13 protein-coding genes are annotated in these 19,167 nt (G+C 74.5%); 11 read left to right on the top strand and 2 right to left on the bottom strand.

Features of this window, described 5'->3' with window-relative positions:
• Positions 1–85 precede the first annotated feature (85 nt).
• From NFX44_RS18265 to NFX44_RS18240, 6 genes are all read left to right on the top strand, one after another.
• Entirely contained in the window at positions 86–3,343 is a 3,258-nt protein-coding gene (locus NFX44_RS18265; protein WP_262284761.1) for an efflux RND transporter permease subunit, read from the top strand.
• 169 nt (positions 3,344–3,512) lie between these two features.
• Entirely contained in the window at positions 3,513–4,334 is an 822-nt protein-coding gene (locus NFX44_RS18260; protein WP_262284760.1) for a polysaccharide deacetylase family protein, read from the top strand.
• 9 nt (positions 4,335–4,343) lie between these two features.
• Positions 4,344–5,588, top strand: a complete 1,245-nt coding sequence (locus NFX44_RS18255) for an MFS transporter (protein WP_262284759.1) — start codon at positions 4,344–4,346, stop codon at positions 5,586–5,588.
• 70 nt (positions 5,589–5,658) lie between these two features.
• On the top strand, positions 5,659–6,603 hold the full coding sequence (thrB, locus tag NFX44_RS18250) for a homoserine kinase (protein WP_262284758.1): 945 nt from the start codon (positions 5,659–5,661) through the stop codon (positions 6,601–6,603).
• A 294-nt stretch (positions 6,604–6,897) separates the two neighbouring features.
• Positions 6,898–8,991, top strand: a complete 2,094-nt coding sequence (gene rho / locus NFX44_RS18245) for a transcription termination factor Rho (RefSeq protein ID WP_262284757.1) — start codon at positions 6,898–6,900, stop codon at positions 8,989–8,991.
• 139 nt (positions 8,992–9,130) lie between these two features.
• Positions 9,131–12,577 (top strand): phosphodiester glycosidase family protein, encoded by a 3,447-nt coding sequence (locus NFX44_RS18240; RefSeq protein ID WP_262284756.1) that lies wholly within the window; start codon positions 9,131–9,133, stop codon positions 12,575–12,577.
• A gap of 102 nt (positions 12,578–12,679) precedes the next feature.
• Here the strand turns inward: NFX44_RS18240 and NFX44_RS18235 are convergent, their stop codons facing one another.
• Positions 12,680–13,576: an AAA family ATPase gene (locus NFX44_RS18235; RefSeq protein WP_262284755.1), complete on the bottom strand. Its 897-nt coding sequence runs from the start codon at positions 13,574–13,576 to the stop codon at positions 12,680–12,682.
• Positions 13,577–13,816: 240 nt separating this feature from the next.
• Between NFX44_RS18235 and rpmE the strand changes: the two genes are divergently transcribed.
• Positions 13,817–14,041 carry a 50S ribosomal protein L31 gene (gene rpmE / locus NFX44_RS18230; RefSeq protein WP_091262200.1) on the top strand — a complete coding sequence of 75 codons (225 nt, stop codon included), beginning with the start codon at positions 13,817–13,819 and terminating at the stop codon, positions 14,039–14,041.
• Positions 14,042–14,153: 112 nt separating this feature from the next.
• Complete coding sequence (gene prfA, locus NFX44_RS18225) at positions 14,154–15,242, top strand: peptide chain release factor 1 (RefSeq protein ID WP_262284754.1); 1,089 nt, start codon at positions 14,154–14,156, stop codon at positions 15,240–15,242.
• 21 nt (positions 15,243–15,263) lie between these two features.
• On the opposite strand, the gene NFX44_RS18220 is transcribed toward prfA, so the two are convergent.
• A complete protein-coding gene (locus NFX44_RS18220) occupies positions 15,264–16,817 on the bottom strand; it encodes a diguanylate cyclase (RefSeq protein WP_262284753.1) in 1,554 nt (517 codons plus the stop codon).
• A gap of 73 nt (positions 16,818–16,890) precedes the next feature.
• Here NFX44_RS18220 and prmC point away from each other — a divergent pair, with 73 nt between their 5' ends.
• Genes prmC through NFX44_RS18205 form a run of 3 tightly spaced genes read left to right on the top strand, consistent with a single transcriptional unit; the run spans position 16,891 to position 19,094 of the window.
• The gene (gene prmC / locus NFX44_RS18215; RefSeq protein WP_262284752.1) at positions 16,891–17,838 is read left to right on the top strand and encodes a peptide chain release factor N(5)-glutamine methyltransferase; all 948 of its coding nucleotides are present in this window, start codon (positions 16,891–16,893) and stop codon (positions 17,836–17,838) included.
• Complete coding sequence (locus tag NFX44_RS18210) at positions 17,838–18,482, top strand: L-threonylcarbamoyladenylate synthase (RefSeq protein ID WP_315974608.1); 645 nt, start codon at positions 17,838–17,840, stop codon at positions 18,480–18,482. The genes prmC and NFX44_RS18210 overlap by 1 nt, the downstream gene beginning before the upstream one ends.
• Complete coding sequence (locus NFX44_RS18205; protein ID WP_262284750.1) at positions 18,483–19,094, top strand: phosphotyrosine protein phosphatase; 612 nt, start codon at positions 18,483–18,485, stop codon at positions 19,092–19,094.
• The last annotated feature ends 73 nt before the right edge of the window (positions 19,095–19,167 follow it).

The raw sequence follows: 19,167 nt of genomic DNA, 5'->3' as shown, positions 1-19,167 counted from the left end.
GGCCGGGGCCAGTGGCTGCGTGCGTGATCGCGTGCGGCAGACTCATCCCACCCCGTACACCCCTTTCCAGGAGTGCGTAACGCCCATGTCGCTGCTCGCCAGATTCAGTCTCGCCAACCGGGGCCTGATCGCCCTCATCGCGCTGGTGACCACGGCGTTCGGGGCGTTCGCCGTGCCGTCGCTGAAGCAGCAGCTGCTGCCGTCGCTGGAGTTCCCCGCCGCCTTCATCGTGGCGCCGTACCCGGGCGCCGCGCCGGAGATCGTCGAGTCCCAGGTCGCCGAGCCGATCGAGAACAGCCTCCAGGGCATCCCGGGGCTGGAGAAGGTCACCTCCACCTCGCGCGAGGGCTCCGCCACCGTCCAGGTGCAGTACGAGTTCGGCACCGACCTGGACGACGTGGTCAACAAGATGCAGACCGCGCTGAGCCGGATCGACGCCCAGCTTCCCGAGGGCGTCGACCCGCAGGTGATCGCCGGCAGCACCGACGACCTGCCGGCCGTGGTGGTCGCCGCGACCGGCGACGGCGACGAGCAGGCCCTGGCCGAGAAGCTGCGCGCCACCGTCGTACCCGACCTGGAGGGGCTGGACGGGGTCCGCACGGTCGACGTGACCGGCGCCCGCGACCAGGTCGTGACGATCGTTCCCGACCCGGCGAAGCTGGCCGCGGCCCGGCTGGCCCCGACCGCCATCGCCCAGGCGCTGAAGACCAACGGCGTGGCACTGCCGGCCGGCGCGGTGATCGACGGCGGCCGCTCGCTGCCGGTGCAGGTCGGCACCCCGATCCGCAGCGTCGACGACCTGCGCGGGATCGTGATCAGCACGACCCCCGCCGCCCCGGTGCGCCTCGGCGACGTGGCCCGGGTGGAGCAGCAGCTCGCCCCGGCCACCGGCTTCACCCGCACCAACGGCAAGCCCAGCCTCGGCATCGCCGTCACGGCCTCGCCCGACGGCAACGCGGTGGCCATCTCGCACGACATCCGGGACCGCCTGGACGAGCTCGAGGCCGCCTCCGGCGCCGACCTGACCGTGGTCTTCGACCAGGCCCCGTTCGTCGAGCGGTCCATCGAGAGCCTCACCACCGAGGGCCTGCTCGGCCTGCTCATGGCCGTCGTGGTGATCCTGGTCTTCCTGCTCTCGGTCCGCTCCACCGTGGTCACGGCGGTGTCCATCCCGCTGTCGGTGCTGGTCGCGCTGATCGTGCTGTGGGCCGGCGACTACTCGCTGAACCTGCTCACCCTCGGCGCGCTGACCATCGCCGTCGGCCGGGTGGTCGACGACTCGATCGTGGTGCTGGAGAACATCAAACGACACCTGGAGTACGGCGAGCCGAAGCGGGACGCCATCCTGGCCGCGGTCCGCGAGGTGGCCGGCGCGGTGACCGCCTCGACCCTCACCACGGTCGCCGTCTTCGCGCCGATCGCCCTGGTGGGCGGCTTCGTGGGGCAGCTCTTCGCGCCGTTCGCGATCACCGTGACGGTGGCCCTGCTCGCCTCGCTGCTGGTCTCGCTGACCGTGATCCCGGTGCTGGCGTACTGGTTCCTCAAGCCGCCGCGCGGCGGGGCCGACGAGGCCGCCGCCCGGCGCGCCGCCGCGGAGAAGGAGCTGCGCAGCCCGTTGCAGCGGGGCTACCTGCCGGTGATCGGCTTCGCCACCCGGTCCCGCGGCACCCGCTGGGCGACCGTGGCGCTGGGCCTGCTGGTGCTCTTCGGCACGTTCGGCCTGGCCCAGAAGCTGGAGACCAACTTCCTCGACGACTCCGGCCAGGACACCCTGGCCATCCAGCAGGAGCTGCCGGCGGGCACCGGGCTGACCGGCACCGACCAGGCCGCCGCCCGGGTGGAGGAGATCCTCCGGCGTACGCCGGGGGTGGAGACGTACCAGGTCAGCGCGGGCGGCGGCGACAACCCGTGGGCCGGCGGCGGCAACGACACCGCCTCCTGGTCGCTGGCGCTCAGCGACGACACCGACGCGGCCGAGGTCCGTGAGAAGCTGCGCACGGAGTTCGACGGGCTCGGCCCGGAGGCCGGTGAGCTGACCTTCGGCGGTGGCCAGAACGCCAGCGCCAACCAGCTCGAGGTGGTCGTGCAGGCCGCCGACCAGGACACGCTGACCCGGGCCGCCGAGGCCGTCCGGAACGCGATGGCCGGCACGGCGGGCGTCGAGGACGTCACCACCGGCCTGGCCACCCGGGTGCCCCGGGTGGAGGTGACCGTCGACCGGGTCGCCGCGGCGCGCGCCGGGCTGACCGAGGCGGCGGTGGGCCAGGTCGTCGCGCAGGCGTACCGGGGGGCGCCGCTCGGCCAGGTCACCCTGGACGGCACCCCGCAGGACGTGGTCCTGAGCACCGGGGCCCGGCCGCCGCTGAGCGTGGCGGAGCTGCGGGCGCTGCCGGTCGGCCCGGTGAAGCTGGACGACATCGCCGACGTCAACCAGGTCGAGGGCCCGCAGCAGGTGACCCGGATCGACGGCGAGCGGAGCGTGTCGGTGACCGGCACGGCGACCGGCTCGAATCTCGGCGCCACCACCCAGGAGCTGCAGAAGAAGCTGGACGCCCTGGACGTGCCGGGAGCGACGTTCGTCATCGGCGGGGTCAGCGCCGACCAGGCCGACGCCTTCGCCGACCTGGGGCTGGCCGTGCTGGCCGCGATCGCGATCGTCTTCCTGATCATGGTGGGTACGTTCCGCAGCCTGACCCAGGCGCTGATCCTGCTGATCTCCGTGCCGTTCGCGGCGACCGGCGCGATCGGCCTGCTGCTGCTCACCGGCACCCCGCTGGGCGTGCCGGCGCTGATCGGCGTGCTCATGCTGGTCGGCATCGTGGTGACCAACGCGATCGTGCTGCTCGACCTGATCAACCAGTACCGGGGACAGGGCATGGGCGTGACCGAGGCGGTGGTCGAGGGCGGCCGGCGCCGGCTGCGACCGATCCTGATGACCGCGGTCGCCACCGTGTTCGCGCTGCTGCCGATGGCGTTCGGCCTGACCGGTGAGGGCGGCTTCATCTCCAAGCCGCTGGCCGTCGTGGTGATCGGTGGTCTGCTCAGCTCGACGCTGCTCACGCTGATCCTGGTGCCGACCCTCTACACGATGGTGGAGCGCACCAAGGAGTCCTTCCGCGAGCGCCGGGCCCGCCGGCGGGGCGCCCCGGCGCCCGTCGAGGCGCCGGCGCCGGCGCCCGTCCCGGTGACCGTCGGGGGCGGTGAGGGCCCGGCCGAGGCCGGTGGCCCGGTCGCCGAGCAGCCGACCCGGCCGGTGCCGTCGGCCGCGCTTGTCGACGGTACGGACCAGTTCGAGGTGCTGCGCCTGCCGAAGAGCCGCCGGTCCCCGCTCCCGCCGGAGTAACCCCCGGAGCCCCGAGAGGTGGCCGTCCCCCGCCGGGGACGGTCACCTCTCCCCTTCGGGGGACGGTGGAAACCCTCCCGCCGGCGGTACGGTGAGTGAGCCGTATCTCACCGTGAGTGTCGGCCCGTCCCGCCGAGCCGGGGCGGCCGGGCGGACCGGGAGCGGGGCGATGGCGGACGGCGTGGCCCGGTGGGGCAGGCGCAGGGTGCTGCGCCGCACCGCGCTGCTGGCCGGGGGCGCCGCGCTGGGTGTCGCCGCCACCGTGCAGACCACCTGGGTCGCCGACCGCCGGCTCCCGCTCGCCGGCGGACCGGCCAGCGCCACCCTGGGTAGCCGCTACCAGCAGGTGGGCGGCGGTGGGGTCGAGGTCGTCTGGGCGGTCCGCACCGGCGACCCGCTGGTCGCGCTGACGTTCGACGACGGGCCGCAGCCACAGTGGACCCCCATGGTGCTGGACACCCTGGCCGAGCACCGGGTGCCGGCCACCTTCTTCCTGGTCGGGGAGCGGGCTCGCCGGCACGCCGCGCTGGTCCGCGACCGGCTGGGTGGGCACGAGGTGGGCAACCACAGCTGGGCGCACCACGACCTGGCCCGGATGGACGCCCACGCCGCGTACGACGACCTGCGTCGCAGCCACGAGGCGATCGCGGCGGCCACCGGGGTGGCGCCCCGGCTGCTGCGTCCGCCCTGGGGGCACCTGGGCGGCGCGGTGCTCCACGCCGCCGCCCGGCTCAACTACCGGCTGGTCCTCTGGACCCTCCAGATGGTCGAGGCGGAATACCCGCACGACCCGGCCGGACACGCCCGGCGGATCGTGGCCGACGTGCGGCCCGGCACCATCCTGCTCGGTCACGACGTCGGCCCCGAGCGGCGGCTCGTCGCACTCGGGGGCCTGCCCGACATGATCACCGGGCTGCGCGCCCGCGGCTACACCTTCGTCACCGTCTCCGAACTGCTGCGCCGCGCCGCCGTCCTGGGAGCGGCCCGATAGGGTTCCGGCGTGTCACCCACCGTCTCGGTCCTCGTCCGCAACCGCGACTTCCGCAACCTCTTCCTCGCCGAGCTGGTGGTCTTCGGCGCCGACTGGTTCGTCATGGTGCCGCTGCTGGTGCTGCTGCCGGAACTGACCGGCAGCGGGGTGTGGGGGGCGCTGGTGCTCGCCGTGGACACCGGCATGACCGCCCTGCTGCTCCCGTACACCGGCACCATCGCCGACCGGTTCGACCGCCGGAAGATCATGATGGCTGCCAACCTGGCCGCGCTGGCCGGCATCCTGCTCCTGCTCGGCGTCCGGAGCGCCGGCACCGCCTGGCTGGCCCTGGTGTCGATCGCCGCCGTGGCGGTGGCGAAGGCGTTCTACTCGCCGGCCGCCCAGGCCGCCCTGCCCAACGTGCTCGACCCGGACGACCTGGCCGCCGGCAACGCGATCGCCGGCTCGGCCTGGGGCACCATGACCGTGGTCGGCGCCTCGCTGGGCGGCATGCTCAGCGCCGCCGCCGGCCCGTACGCCAGCTTCTGGGTGGCGGCGGTCGGCCTGGCCGGGGCGGCGGCCCTGGCCGCGCGGATCCGCCGGCCGTTGCAGGCGCCCCGCGACCCGGCGGTGGCCGTCCCGCGCACCTGGGCGGCGATCCGCGAGGCGCTGGGCTACATCGCGCACCGGCCGCGGGTGCTCGCCCTGGTCACCGTGAAGTCGGCGGTGGGCCTGGGCAACGGCGTGCTCACCGTCTTCCCGCTGCTCGCCGGGCTGTACGGGGTCGGCGCGATCGGCACCGGCCTGCTCTTCGCCTTCCGCGGCGCCGGGGCGCTGGTCGGTCCGATCCTCATGCGGCGGGTGCTCAGCAACCGCGCCTGGTTGCTCACCGGCCTGGCGCTGTCGATGTCCCTCTACGGCCTGGCCTACGTCGGGGTGTCGGTGGTGAACTGGTTCCCGCTGGCGCTGATGCTGGTCTTCCTGGCGCACCTGGGCGGTGGCAGCAACTGGGTGCTCTCCAACTACGCGCTGCAGGGCGAGGTGCCGGACCGGTTGCGCGGCCGGGTCTTCGCCACCGACATGATGCTGGCTACGCTCGCCATCTCGGTCAGCCAGCTGGTCGTGGCGCTCGTGGTCGACACGATCGACGAGCGCGTCGTCCTGGCCGGCTGCGGCCTGGTCACGGTGGTCTACGCGGTGGGCTGGCGGCTCGCCACCCGGCGGCTGTCGCTCACCGACCCGGTCGAGGAGTCGGAGCCCTCCCGCACCCCCTGAGCGGGGGACCGCCCTTCCCACGGTCCGGGCGATCCGGCGGGCTGTCGGCGCCGGGACCTAGCATGAGCCCGTGCCGACGACTTTCACCTCCGGTCCGGTCCGGGTCCGGGTGCCCGCGACCAGCGCCAACCTCGGCCCGGGCTTCGATTCGCTCGGGCTGGCCCTCGGGCTGCACGACGACGTGGCGGCCGAGGTGGCCGCCGGCGGCGTACGGGTCGCGGTGACCGGGGAGGGCGCCGGCGAGCTGCCCGGCGACGAACGGCACCTGGTGGTGACCGCCATGCGGGCGGCCTTCGACGTGCTCGGCGCGCAGCCGGCCGGGCTGGCGCTGGAGTGCGTCAACCGGATCCCGCAGGCGCGCGGCCTCGGGTCCTCCTCGGCGGCCATCGTGGCCGGGGTCCTGCTGGCCCGGGCGCTGGTCGCCGACGGTGCCGCGCGGCTGGACGACGCCGCCGCGCTCCGGCTCGCCTCCGAGCTGGAGGGGCACCCCGACAACGTGGCGCCGTGCCTGCTCGGCGGCTTCACGGTCGCCTGGACGGAGCCGGCCGGCGCGCGGGCGGTCACCCTGCCAGTGGCCGAGGCGGTCCGGCCCACCGTCTTCGTCCCGGGCGAGCGCGGCCTGACCTCGGTCGCCCGGGCGGCGCTGCCGGCCACCGTGCCGCACGGCGACGCGGCGCTGAACGCGGGCCGGGCCGCGCTGCTGGTGCATGCACTGACCGCCGACCCGACGCTGCTGCTTCCCGGCACCGTCGACCGGCTGCACCAGGACTACCGGGCCGAGGGGATGCCGGCCACCGCCGCCCTCGTGGCCGCGCTCCGTGCGGCCGGTGTGGCGGCTGTGGTCAGTGGTGCGGGGCCGACCGTGTTGGCGTTGTCCCAGGTCCCCGCGGGATTCGAGGCGGGAACAGATTGGCGCCGGTGGGAGTTGCCGATAGACGTCAGCGGTGCCCGGGTCACCCGGGGTAGACTGGGACACGCCGAGCGGGACCCTGTTGCCGCAGGTCGGAAGAGTTGATTACGCTCTACACCTAGCACAGCCGCGAAGCATGCGATCTCCTGCGGGTCGGCGCACCCCCGAAGCTCTCGGCGGTCAGCCCGTCACCCCTGCCAAAGGCCCACGCCGCGCCGCAGTTTCCACAGGTCGCCGCAGACGGCGAGACCTGCTCACCGATGTTGGTGAGTCGGGATACCGACCGGCTGCTGTGTCACAGACTCCCGCGACGCGTCCATGCGAGGCGGGTGCACCGAGGCCGCCCGGCCACCTGTTCTCGACTCCGGGCAGCCCCGGCCTATCGAGGGAAGGAATCCATTGAGCGACACCACCGACGTGACGTCGGATGTTTCCAACGTCGCTGGCGATGCCACCACTGCCGCCCCCACACGCCGTCGGCGCAGCGGCACCGGCCTGTCGGCGATGCTGCTGCCTGAGCTTCAGAGCCTGGCCGCGTCGCTCGGTATCTCCGGTACGGCTCGCATGCGCAAGGGCGAGCTGATCAGCGCGATCACCGAGCGGCAGGGCGGCGCCGCCGCCGGAACCCCTCGACCGCGGGCCGAGGTCGCGGCCGCGGCCGCGACCGCCCGTGAGGAGGTGCACGCCGAGGTCCGCGAGGAGCGGGCCGAGACCGAGCGTCGCACCGCCGAGCCGGCTCCGGCCGCCGAGGCGACCGAGGGCCGCACCCGCGGCCGCCGGACCCGTGCGGCCGCCGCGACCACCGAGGCGCGACCGGCCGAGACGCGGACCGAGGAGGCTCCCGCCGAGACCGGCGAGCGTGCCGATCGGGCCGAGCGGCCGGAGCGTGGCGAGCGTGGCGAGGGCCGGGGCCGTGAGCGCGCCGAGCGTGGCGGCGAGCGGACCGAGCGTGCCGAGCGTGGCGGCGAGCGTGCCGAGCGCGGTGGCGAGCGTGCCGAGCGGGGCGACCGTGCCGAGCGGGGCGAGCGCACCGACCGGGGCGAGCGCACCGACCGGGGCGAGCGCAACGAGCGGGGCGAGCGTGCCGAGCGCACCGACCGGGGTGAGCGCAACGAGCGGGGCGAGCGTGCCGAGCGGGGCGAGCGTGCCGACCGGGGCGAGCGCAACGAGCGCAATGACCGGGGCGACCGCAACGACCGCGGGCAGCGCGCCGAGCGCAACGACGAGGGTGACGACGACGGCGAGGGCGGCGGCCGGCGCGGCCGGCGCAGCCGGTTCCGGGACCGCCGGCGCGGCCGCGGCGACCGCCCCGAGGGCGGCGACGGTGGCGGCCGCGAGCCGCAGGTCGGCGAGGACGACGTGCTCGTCCCGGTCGCCGGCATCATCGACGTGCTCGACAACTACGCCTTCGTCCGGACCACCGGCTACCTGGCCGGCCCGAACGACGTGTACGTCTCGATGTCCCAGATCAAGAAGTACGGCCTGCGCCGCGGTGACGCGATCACCGGTGCGGTCCGGGCCGCCCGCGACGGTGGCAGCGAGCAGCGGCGCGACAAGTACAACCCGCTGGTCCGGCTCGACACCATCAACGGGATGGAGCCGGACGAGGCGAAGCGCCGGCCGGAGTTCTACAAGCTCACTCCGCTGTACCCGCAGGAGCGGCTGCGGCTGGAGACCGAGCCGCACATCCTCACCACCCGGGTGATCGACCTGGTGATGCCGATCGGCAAGGGTCAGCGGGCGCTGATCGTCTCGCCGCCGAAGGCGGGTAAGACGATGGTGCTGCAGGCGATCGCGAACGCGATCACCCGCAACAACCCGGAGTGCCACCTCATGGTGGTGCTGGTCGACGAGCGGCCGGAAGAGGTCACCGACATGCAGCGGTCGGTGAAGGGCGAGGTCATCGCGGCCACGTTCGACCGTCCGCCGCAGGACCACACCACGGTGGCGGAGCTGGCGATCGAGCGGGCGAAGCGCCTGGTCGAGCTGGGCCACGACGTTGTCGTGCTGCTCGACTCGGTCACCCGGCTGGGCCGGTCGTACAACCTGGCGGCGCCGGCCAGCGGCCGGATCATGTCGGGTGGTATCGACTCCACCGCGCTCTACCCGCCGAAGCGCTTCCTGGGCGCGGCGCGGAACATCGAGAACGGTGGCTCGCTGACCATCCTCGCGACGGCGCTGGTGGAGACCGGCTCGATGGCCGACACGGTCATCTTCGAGGAGTTCAAGGGCACCGGCAACGCCGAGCTGAAGCTGGACCGGAAGATCGCCGACAAGCGGGTCTTCCCGGCGATCGACATCAACCCCTCCGGCACCCGCAAGGAGGAGGTCCTGCTCGCGCCGGAGGAGCTGGCGATCATCCACAAGCTCCGCAAGGTGCTGCACTCGCTGGACTCGCAGGCGGCGCTCGACCTCCTGCTGGACCGGCTCAAGCAGTCCCGCACGAACATCGAGTTCCTGATGCAGATCGCGAAGTCCACCCCGGGCGAGTGACCTGACGGACCTCCGGAGAGGGGCACGGCCTGCGGGCCGTGCCCCTCTTCGCGTCCACGGTCGACGGGTGCTGAAGTTTTTCTTCGGTTCAGCCGGAGGGTATTGAAACTTCTGTTCAGTCTCGGGTTGACTGTGGTCCATGCGAATCCGCAGTCGATCCGCCCGTCTCGCCGGCGTCCTGCTGCTGACGCCGCTGCTCACCCTCACCGCTCCGGTCCCGCCCGGTGTGGCGGCGGCGGCCCAGCCGCGTACCCCGGCCGAGGACGCGCCGGCCGCCTCCTCCCGTCCCGACTCCGCGGTCGCCCTCGCCGGCCAGGCCGGTGTGGAGCCGGCCGACGGCCTGGAGACCGCGAAGACCACCCGTCCGGTCGCCCCCGGACTCGATCTGACCTCCTTCGACCGCTACGACGCCGACGGCTGGCTGCGGGCCGACGCCCTCACCGCCGACCTCTCCGGCGGCCTCGCCGTCGACTACGTCAACTCCGGCGCCGTCACCCGCGACGAGCCGCTGCGCGCGGCGGTGGACCGCTCCCGGGCGGTGGCCGCGGTCAACGGTGACTTCTTCGACATCAACGCCTCCGGCGCCGCCCAGGGCATCGGCATCCGCTCCGGCGAGCTGGTCCAGTCGCCGGTGGCCGGCCACACCAACGCCGCCGCGGTCAGCGCCGAGGGGATCGGCCGGGTCATCCAGGTCGGCTTCGAGGGCACCGCCACCCTGCCCGCCGGGCCGGTGCCGCTCACCCAGTTCAACAACATGGTGCAGCGCGACGGCCTTGGCGTCTTCACCCCGCTCTGGGGGTCGTACACCCGCAAGCGGGCCGTCGAGGGCGCCGCGCGGGTGGTCGAGGTGACGGTGACCGGCGGTCGGGTCGCCACCGTGGCCACCACGGCGGGGGAGGGCCCGATCCCGGCCGGGACCACCGTGGTCCTCGGCCGCGAGGCCGGCGCCGACGCGCTCGCCGCGCTGCGCCCCGGCGATCCGGTCGACCTGACCTGGCGGCCGAAGGCGTCCGACGGGAGCAGCCCGCGCGCCGCGGTCGGCGGCGGCAGTGTGCTGGTCCGCGACGGCGTGGTGCAGACCATCGCCGACGACAGCCTGGCGCCGCGCACCTCGGTCGGCTTCTCCGCCGACGGCCGCCGGATGGTCATGCTGACGGTGGACGGCCGGCAGGTGGACAGCCGGGGCGTCACCCAGACCGAGATGGGCCGGATGATGGTCGAGCTGGGCGCGTGGAACGCGCTCAACCTCGACGGCGGCGGCTCCTCCACGCTGCTGGCCCGGGAGCCGGGCGCGGCGGCGGTCCAGGTGGAGAACAGCCCCTCCGACGGCAGCGAGCGGCCGGTGCCGAACGGCCTGGCCATCTACGCCCCGCAGGGCAGCGGCCGGCTCACCGGCTACTGGCTGGAGACCGCGAGCGACCCGACCGCCGCGCCGGGCGTCGCCCCGATCCGCGGCGGCCGCCCCGACCGGGTCTTCCCCGGCCTGACCCGCCGGCTCACCGCGGCGGGCTACGACGAGACGTACGGTCCGGCCGCCGGCGCGCCGCACTGGCGGGCCGACCCGGCCGCCCAGGGCACCGTCGACGACGGCGTGTTCCGGGCCGGTAGGGCCGGGCGCAGCACCGTCACGGCCTGGCGCGGATCGGCGCGCGGCACCCTCGACCTGACCGTCCTCGGCCCGCTGCAGCGCGTCGACTCCACGGTGGACCGGCTCGGCCTCAACCAGCAGGGCGACAGCGGCCTGTTCGGCGTGGTCGGCTACGACGCGGAAGGCAACACCGCGCCGATCGAGCCGGCCGACCTGAAGCTCGAGTACGACCACGACCTGCTCAGCGTCACCCCCACGGCCGACGGCAACCTGGCGGTCACCGCGCTCGGCGGCACCGGCTCGGCGCTGGTCACCGTGCGGGTCGGCGCGAAGACCACCGTGCTCCCGGTCACCGTCGGGCTCACCGACGTGCCCGTGGCCGGCTTCGACGACGCCGCCTCCTGGAAGTTCAGCCAGGCGCGGGCCAGCGGGGCGGTCGCCCCGGCCGAGGGGCACACCGGCACCGGCCTCAGGATGTCGTACGACTTCGGCCAGTCCACCGGCACGCGCGCCGCGTACGCGGACCCGCCGGCCTGGATCGACGTGCCCGGTCAGCCGCAGGCGTTCGGCATGTGGATCAAGGCCAACGGCACCGGCGAGTGGCCCAGCCTGCACCTGCACGACGCCCAGGACACCCAGTTCGTGCTGCGCGGTCCCTACCTGACCTGGACCGGCTGGCGGTACGTCGAGTTCACCGTCCCGCCCGGCGTGCAGTACCCGGTGCGGGTGCGCCGGTTCTACGTGGCCGAGACCGACCCGGCCAAGCAGTACAAGAGCGAGGTCGTCATCGACGACCTGGTGGCCCGGGTGCCCCCGACGGTGCAGGCGCCGGAGGAGCCGAACATCACCGACCGGGTGGTGCTGCGCGACGGCACGGTCGACGGGGCGCCCTGGCGTTTCGCCGTCATGTCCGACGCCCAGTTCGTGGCCGAGAACCCGGACAGCGACCTGGTCGCCCAGGCCCGCCGTACGCTCCGCGAGATCCGCGCGGCGAAGCCCGACTTCCTGGTCATCGACGGGGACTTTGTGGACACCGCCTATCCGGCGGACTTCGCGCTGGCCAAGCGGATCCTGGACGAGGAGCTGGGCGGCGAGCTGCCCTACTACTACGTCCCCGGCAACCACGAGATGATGGGCGCGCCGATCGACAACTTCCGGAGCGTGTTCGGGGACACCTCACGGGTCTTCGATCACGGGGGCACCCGCTTCCTCACCCTGAGCACCGCAACGGGGTCCCTGCGAGGCGGCGGGTTCGACCAGGTGGAGCTGCTGCGGAAGACGCTCGACGCGGCGGCCGCCGACCCGGCGGTCGGCTCGGTCACCGTGCTCTTCCACCACCCGCCCCGCGATCCCAGCCCGGCCAAGGCCAGCCAGCTCGGCGACCGGAAGGAAGCCGCCCTGGTGGAGCAGTGGCTGGCCGACTTCCAGCACCGCACCGGCAAGGGTGCGCTCCTGGTCAACGGGCACGTCGGCACCTTCCACGCCGACCGGGTGGACGGCGTGCCGTACGTGATCAACGGCAACTCGGGCAAGGACCCGTCCACCCCGCCGCAGCTCGGCGGCTTCACCGGCTGGACCGAGTTCGGCGTCGACCCGGTGACCCGCCAGGAGGCGGAGCAGGCCCGCCGGGACCCGCTCGCCGAGGGTCCGCGCTGGATCGCGGCGGAGTTCCACGCCCACGTCGACCGGCTCACCCTGGCCGCCCCGGCCGAGGTCGCGGTCGGCGCCCCGGCCGCCGTCACGGCCACGCTCACCCAGCCCGGTGGCCGTACCGTCCCGGTGGCCGCCCCGGTCAGCGCCGACTGGTCCGGCTCGCCGAACCTGCTGATCGGCGACGCCGGCGGGGTGAAGCCCTGGCACGTGGCCCGGTTCGACCCGGAGACCGGCCGGCTGACCGCGCTGCGTCCCGGCGGGCGGGTGCTGCTCGTGGTCACCGTCAACGGCGTCCGCGCCGAGGCGGCGGTGACCCTCACGGCGGCGGAGGCGCCCGCCGCCTGACCGCCCCGCCGGCGGGCTCCTCGACCTGGGGGAGGAGCCCCCGGCGGGCGCGGCGGTCAGGAGGGGCCCCCGGGCGTTGGCCCGGGGGCCCCTCCTCGCCTTTCAGAAGTCACCCTCGGCGACCTGGAAGACGGTCAGGCCGAGCGAGCGCCACATCCGGACCACCTGCTGCCGGTCGTCGAAGACCCCCACCACCCGGTAGCGGTCGCGGATCTCCCGCTCGTAAATCTCCCGCTTGACGACGGCGTCCTTACGCTGGTCGCCGACCGCCCGCAGGTGCAGCGCCAGGTAGGGGACCCGGACGTGCCGGGCCAGCCACGCCTCGGTGTCCGCCCGGGCCGTGGCGTCCCGGCCGGAGCAGAAGACCACCGCGTGCCCGGCCGCGTGCATGGCCCGGACCGCCGCGATCACCGCCTCGTTCGGCGCGTCCTCGCCGACCCGGGTCATGTCGTACGGGCTGCGCGACACGTTCAACGCCACCGTGCCGTCGATGTCGACCAGCACGATGTCGGGGCGCTCGGCGGCCTCCCGCTCGACGCGGGCCGGGCCGCCGGTCCGGGCGGTCGGCACCGGCAGCGGTAACGGGCGGTTCGCCAGGTAGCGCTCGTGCAGCCGGCGGATCGCGGCCTCGCCGACCCGGTCCACCTCGGGGCGCGCGGCGTCCCGGCGCAGGCACTCCTCCAGCGGCACGTCGGTGAAGTCGTGCACCTCGAACGCCGCGCCGTACCGGTCGGCCAGCTCGGCCCAGTCCCGCAGGGTGCGTGAGCGCAGGTTGGTGTCGTCGACGCAGACGCTCACCCGGGCCGCCAGCAGGGCCTCCACCTGGGCCCGCTGCACGCGGGTGACCTGCCCCTCGGCCCACTGGGTGAAGAGCCGCTCGCCGTGCATCATCCGGCGCAGGTCGTCCCGGTTGATCCGGACCACGCCCGGCTGGAGCCGGCGGGCGAAGGTGCTCTTGCCGGAGGCGGGCAACCCGCGGGTGGCGATCAGGCGGAACATCCCGTACCTCCCGTTCGTGCCTCTGCAGTCTCCACGAATGCCCGCGGGACGGGCGGGAATGCGTACCGGGAGGTGAGCGTTGCGTCTGCCGGACCTGGTGTGCGGCCCGCTCGACGGGTCGGCGGAAGCCCATGGCACACTGGTCAATCGGCCACCGGTTCCGGTTCACGCCCGAGCCCGTCGTGACGACGGGGAGCACGACGGCGACCCGGCGACCACCGACGAAAGGACCGAGGCGACATGAAGCCCAACATCCACCCGGAGTACGTGACCACCGAGGTCCGCTGCTCCTGCGGCAACACCTTCACGACCCGCAGCACCGCCAAGGGCGGTTCGATCAGCGTCGAGACCTGCAGCGCCTGCCACCCGTTCTACACGGGCAAGCAGCGCGTGCTGGACACCGCCGGTCGGGTCGCGAAGTTCCAGCAGAAGTACGCCAAGGTTCAGGCCAAGAAGGCCAAGTAGCTCCGTCGACGACGCCCGTGTCCGGCTCCGTGCCGGGCACGGGCGTTCGTCCGTTTGTGCCCGTTTCCGCCCACTCCCGCCCGGTCGTCGTCGTCGAAGGAGCACCCGCAGCATGAGCAGTGAGCGCCTGGCCGCCCTCCTCGACGAGTACGCCGAGCTGGAGCGGCGGCTGGCCGACCCCGCGATCCACGCCGACCAGGGCACCGCCCGCCGCGTCGGCCGGCGCTACGCGGAGCTGGTCCCGCTGCACAAGGCCGCCGGTGAGCTGGAGCAGGCGCGGGCCGACCTGGCCGCCGCCCGCGAGCTGGCCGCCGAGGACCCGGCCTTCGCCAGCGAGGCCGAGGCGATCGCGTCGTCCCTGCCGGCGCTGGAGGAGCGGCTGGCCGAGCTGCTCATCCCGCGCGACCCGCACGACGCCAAGGACGTCATCGTCGAGATCAAGGCCGGCGAGGGCGGCGAGGAGTCGGCGCTGTTCGCCGGCGACCTGCTGCGGATGTACACCCGCTACGCCGAGCGGCGCGGCTGGGTCACCGAGGTGATCGACGCGCAGGACTCCGACCTCGGCGGGGTCAAGGACGTCTCCCTGGCGATCAAGACCAAGGGCGTGCCGGAGGGCGGCAACGGCGTCTGGTCCCGGCTCAAGTGGGAGGGCGGCGTGCACCGGGTGCAGCGCGTCCCGGTCACCGAGTCGCAGGGCCGGATCCACACCAGCGCCGCCGGCGTCCTGGTGTTGCCCGAGGCCGAGGACGTGGACGTCACCATCGACCCGAACGACCTGCGGATCGACGTGTTCCGCTCGTCCGGGCCGGGCGGCCAGTCGGTCAACACCACCGACTCGGCGGTGCGGATCACCCACGTACCCACCGGCATCGTGGTGTCCTGCCAGAACGAGAAGTCGCAGCTGCAGAACCGCGAGCAGGCCATGCGCATCCTGCGGGCTCGGCTGCTCGCCGCGGCCCAGGAGCAGGCCGACGCGGCCGCCTCGGACGCCCGCAAGGCGCAGGTGCGCACGGTGGACCGGTCGGAGCGGATCCGCACCTACAACTTCCCGCAGAACCGGATCACCGACCACCGGATCGGCTACACCGCCTACAACCTGGACCTGGCGCTGGCCGGCGAACTGGACGGGGTGCTCGACGCCCTGGGTGAGGCCGACCGCGCGGCCCGGCTGGCCGGCGAGACGGAGCTGGCCCGGCGCTGACCCGCGGCCGGGCGCCCCCGCTCAGGAGGCGCGGAGGCGGTCCTTGGCGCGCAGCATCTCCCGGTCGGCCAGCTCGAACGCGGCGCCCAGCGCCTCCCGGACGCTCACGCCGGCGCTCCCGTCGACCTCGGCGAAGCCGATGCTCACGCCGACCGGGGTGCCGGGGACCAGCGACTCCCAGTCCTCGGTGTGCACGGCGGCCTGGATCCGCCGGGCCACCTCGGCCGCCTCCGCCATGCCGGTCTCCGGCAGCACCACGACGAACTCGTCCCCGCCGTAGCGGGACACGAAGTCGCCCCGCCGCATCACCCGGTTGATCACCCCGGCGATCCGTTGCAGCACCAGGTCGCCGGAGTGGTGCCCGTGCCGGGTGTTGACGGCCTTGAATCCGTCGAGGTCGCAGACGCCGATCACCACCCGTTCGCCCCGGGCCACCACCGCGCCGATGTAGCGCTCCAGCCGGCGCCGGTTGGGCAGCCCGGTGAGCGGATCGGTGAGGGCCTCGCCCTCGTAGCGCGCGGCCTCGCGGCGCATCTCCTCGTGGTCGATCCGGGCGGCGATGCCGTCGATGTAGACGTCCCGCAGCCGGTCGCTGCGCTGCGCGGCCAGCCGGAAGGCGTGCCGGTCGGCCCGGTGCGCGGCGGCGTGGTCACCGGCCCGGGCGAGCGCGACGCTGCGCAGCCGGGGCGCCTCGGCGGCGCCCAGCGTCTCGTCGGAGACCCGGATGGTGTCCAGCCGGGTGACCGCCTCGATCGGCCGGCCCTCGGCGACGGCCAGGCAGACCTGGCCGAGCTGGCGCAGGTCACGGGCGCGGGCGCTGTCCCCGCCGTGCGCGAGCAGCCGGGCCGGGTCGGCGTCCCCGCCGGAGTCCACCCGGTCGCCGAGCGCCGCCCGGCGGGTCGCGGCGTAGCCGTAGGCGGCCAGGCTGCTCGGCCGCAGGCTGCCGGCGCGCCCCCGGCGCAGGAACCGGGCCAGGTCGCCGGCCACGTCGCGGAGCACCCGCAGGCAGCCGTCGCTGTCGCCGTTGTGGTCCAGCGCCACCGCGTTGCGCAGCCGGATGCCGGGCGCGGCGAAGGTCTCCTCCGGGATGCCGGCGGTCAGGCCCACCTGCCGGGCGCGTTCGATCGCGCCGAGGGCGTGGCCGTGGAAGCTCAGGTAGGAGTAGGCCATCGCCAGGTCGTGCCAGCCCCAGGCGGTGTCCCGGTCGGGGTCGTCGTCGGCGCCCAGTGCCCGGGCGGCCCGGACCAGGTGGCTGACGCAGCGGTCCAGCGCGCCCTGGTGGTGCGCGGCGAGCGCGGCGAGGGCGTGGAGGTGCCCGTGCAGGTAGGGCTCGGCCAGGTCCCGGACGGCGGCGGAGGCGTCCTCGATGGCCCGGGTGAATTCCGCCGTCCGACCGAGATTGATCAGTGCGGAGAGGCGCTGCACCAGGGCGTCCGCCCGCGCGCACGGGTCGTCGGTGGTGCGGATGACCCGGTCCAGCAGCGCGCACGCCTCCGCCGAGCGGCTGACCTCCTGCAACGCCCGGGCGCGCCGGAGGGCGTCAACCTGGTCCTCGACCCGGTCGAGCCAGCCCACTCGCGACCTCCTGTCGGTGTGCTCCCGGACGCACCCGCTCGTGAGGTGACCCGCGACGCTTCATGATTATGTCGTGACCTCCCTCCCGCAACACCCGTCCAAAGGGTCAGAACGCGAGCGCCCCTCACTGGTGGTCGCCCGGGCGGCCCGAGCCCTGGCCGCGGCGGGGGTGGAGGCGGCCCGCGCCGAGGCCGAGCAGCTGGCCGCGTACGTGCTGAACGTGCCGCGCGGCCGGCTGGCGCTGGCCGACGGCTTCACCCCGGAGCAGCGGGACCGCCTCGACACGCTTGTCGACCGGCGGGTGGCTCGGGAACCCCTGCAGCACCTCACCGGCGTCGCCGGCTTCCGTCACCTGGAGCTGGCGGTCGGCCCGGGCGTCTTCGTGCCCCGCCCGGAGACCGAACTGCTCGCCGGCTGGGGGATCGAGCAGGCGGGCCGGCGGGCCGCGCCGGTGGTCGTCGACCTGTGCAGCGGGTCCGGCGCGATCGCCCTGGCGGTCGCCCAGGAACTGCCGTCGGCCCGGGTGGTGGCCGTGGAGCGGTCCCCGGCGGCGCTGGACTGGCTGCGCCGCAACGCCGCCGCGCGGGCCGCCGCGGGGGACCGGCCGATCGAGGTGGTCGCCGCCGACGTCACCGACCCGGCGCTCCTCGCCGACCTGGTGGGCCGGGTCGACGTGCTGCTGTGCAACCCGCCGTACGTGCCCCGGTCGGTGGTGGTGCCGCCCGAGGTGGCCCGCCACGACCCGGACGAGGCGGTGTTCGGCGGCGCGGACGGGCTGGACGTGATCCGCCCGGTGGTGGGCCGTGCCGCCGCACTGCTGCGCCCCGGCGGGGTGCTCGGCGTCGAGCACGACGACACCCACGCCACGGCGGTGCCCGCGCTGCTCGCCGCCGACGGCCGGTACGAGCGGGTCGAGGAGCACCGTGACCTGGTCGGCCGGCCCCGCTGGGCGACCGCGTCCCGCCGGGCGGACGGCCAGCACGCCGATGCCGCCCCGGCGTGGCAGACTGGCTCCTCGTGATGCTCTACGACTGTCGGTCGCCGGCAGACCGGGACCGCGGCGTCGAGGCGGCCATCGAGGCGGTCAAGAACGGTGAACTCGTCGTCCTGCCGACCGACACGGTCTACGGCATCGGGGCCGACGCCTTCACCCCGTACGCCGTGAAGGCCCTCGCGGACGCCAAGGGTGGCGCGCGGCAGGCGCCGCCGGTGCTTATCGGTTCCCGGCACACCCTCGACGGCCTGGTCTTCTCGCTGCCCCGCTCGGCCCGCGAGCTGGTCGAGGCGTTCTGGCCGGGCGCGCTGACCATCGTGGTGGAGCACTCGCCGAGCCTGGCCTGGGACCTGGGCGACTCCAGCGGCACGGTGGCGGTGCGGATGCCGCTGCACCCGGTGGCGCTGGAGGTGCTGCGGGAGACCGGCCCCATGGCGGTGGCCTCGGCCAACAAGGTCGGCCAGCCCGCGGCCCTCACCGCGGAGGAGGCCCGCGACCAGCTCGGCTACGGCGTCCGCGCCTACCTGGAGGCCGGCCCGGCGCTCGACCCGGTGCCGAGCACGATCGTCGACCTGACCGGCGAGGTGCCCCGGGTGCTGCGCCAGGGCGCGGTGCCGCTGGAGAAGCTGCGCGACGTGGTGCCGGACATCCTCGACGAGCGGGGGGTCTGAGTGCCGCCGTTCACCGTGCTGCACGTCTGCATGGGCAACATCTGCCGGTCCCCGATGGCGGAGCGCCTGCTGGTGGTCGCCGTCCGGGAGCGGTTGGGCCGGCTGGGCGTCGACCCGGCCCGCTCCGACGAGCTGGTGCACAGCCACAGCGCCGGCACCGGCGGCTGGCACGCCGGCGAGGAGATGAACCCGCCGGCCGCCCGGCAGGTGGTTTCGCGCGGTGGTGCGGTCGACGGGTTCGCCGCCCGCCGGCTCCGCTCCGACCTGATCGACGCCGCCGACCTGGTCCTCACCGCCACCGCCGACCAGCAGGAGTACGTGGTGGCGCTGCGCCCGGACGCGGCCGCGCGCACCTTCGTGCTGGGCGAGTTCGGCCGGCTGCTCGGCGCGCTGGACCGGGCCGGGCTGCCCCCGGTGGAGGCCACCCCCGACGCCGTGTACGCCCGGGGCGTGGCGCTGGTGGCGGCGGCGGACGCGGCCCGCCAGGGCAGCACCGCGCTGCCCACCGACGACCTCGACGACCCGTGGGGTCGCGGCGACCAGTGCTTCAGCCGGGTGGCCGACGAGATCGAGGAGACCGTCCAGCCGCTGGCCGCCGCGCTGCTGCCCTGAGGTTCATCCTTCCTCGCGAACTTCCTGCGCATTTCGCTGAAGATGGCGGTGAAACCGCCGATTCCGGTCATTC

Origin of the sequence: Micromonospora sp. MA102 (assembly GCF_025460765.1) — a bacterium.
In the GTDB taxonomy this organism is placed as follows: domain Bacteria; phylum Actinomycetota; class Actinomycetes; order Mycobacteriales; family Micromonosporaceae; genus Micromonospora; species Micromonospora halotolerans.
The sequence above is the reverse complement of the archived record's forward strand: the minus strand, read 5'-3'. Positions and strand labels throughout refer to the sequence as shown.